General features: G+C 68.9%; 1 protein-coding gene and 1 pseudogene. Both read left to right on the top strand.

Annotated elements, in window-relative coordinates:
- Positions 1 to 236, top strand: a pseudogene (locus I71_RS20075) (hypothetical protein); the annotation flags it as partial.
- 127 nt (positions 237 to 363) lie between these two features.
- Positions 364 to 1,329 (top strand): ATP-binding cassette domain-containing protein, encoded by a 966-nt coding sequence (locus I71_RS20070; protein ID WP_244433942.1) that lies wholly within the window; start codon positions 364 to 366, stop codon positions 1,327 to 1,329.
- Position 1,330 lies beyond the last annotated feature (1 nt).

Genomic DNA, 1,330 nt, shown 5'->3' with positions numbered 1-1,330 from the left:
TGCCCGATCTGCTGAGCGACGCCGCCGGCTACAACATCCATCGCCTGCAATTGCTGGCCTGGACCGGCGTGTTGGGCCTCACCTTCCTCTACGAGGTCACCCGCACGCTCGGCATGCCGGAACTGTCGGCCAACCTGCTGGCCCTGACCGGCATCAGCAACGGCACCTATTTCGGCTTCAAGATGCAGGAACAGCAGATAGCGACGCCGACCGGGACCGCCCGGGCAGCGGCCTGACGCCATCCCGATGCCCGGGCGGTTCCTCCGGGCGCAACCCGCCCAACCGTTTTTCCGGGTCGCGGTGGAGGGGGACGGCGCGCTATAACCCATCCCCTCCCCTCGATTTCCGGCGCACGAACGGTCCATGGCTCCTCCCGCACCCATCACGGCGCTCCAGGGCGTCTCCGTCACCTTCGGCGGCCGTCCGCTGTTCGATGGCATCGACCTGTCGATCGGCCGCGGCGACCGCGCCTGTCTGGTCGGGCGCAACGGGTCGGGCAAGTCGACGCTGATGAAGGTGCTGGCCGGGATGATCCACCCCGACGGCGGCACCGTCTTCGTGCAGCCGGGCGCCCGCATCGCCTATCTGCCGCAGGAGCCGGACTTCACCGGCTGCGCAACCGTCCACGACTATGTCGTGCAGGGACTGCCCGCCGACGAACAGGACGAGGCGCACCGGGTCGACGCGGTGCTCGACCGCCTGCAGGTGGACGGCAATCTCGACCCGCGCACCCTGTCGGGCGGCGAGTCGCGCCGCACCGCGCTGGCCCGCACGCTGGTCGGCAACCCCGACGTCATGCTGCTGGACGAGCCGACCAACCATCTCGACCTCCCCACCATCGAGTGGCTGGAAGAGGAGCTGCTGGCCTTCCGCGGCGGGCTGCTGCTGATCAGCCACGACCGCGCCTTCCTGAACCGGCTGGCCAAGCGGACGCTGTGGCTCGATCGCGGCACGGTGCGCGCCACCGACCGCGGCTTTGCCGAGTTCGAGACCTGGCAGGCCGAGGTGTTCGAGGCGGAGGACGCCGCCGCCCACAAGCTGGACCGCAAGATCGAAAGCGAGATGAAGTGGCTGCCGCGAGGGCATCTCCTCCAGGCGCACCCGCAACATGGGCCGTGTCCGCAACCTGCTGGACCTGCGTGCCGGCCGCGCTTAACTGATCAAGGGCTGACAGCATGCGAAGCTCGCCATCTCCATAGCCTAGCGCGGCGGCCGGCTGGTGATCGTAGGCGACCGCCATCTCCAAGGGCTTCGACACGCCCGAGGGCCGCCAGACCATCTTCGGGGACTTCTCTACCCGCATTCTGCGCGGCCACGGGTTGGGGCTGAT

Source organism: Azospirillum sp. B506 (assembly GCF_000333595.1).
Lineage (GTDB): Bacteria > Pseudomonadota > Alphaproteobacteria > Azospirillales > Azospirillaceae > Azospirillum.
This window is presented reverse-complemented; position numbering and strand designations above follow the sequence as displayed.

Coding starts and splice junctions, on each gene's coding strand:
- I71_RS20070 (WP_244433942.1), top strand. CDS start 364: ATGGCTCCTCCCGCACCCATCACGGCGCTCCAGGGCGTCTCCGTCACC.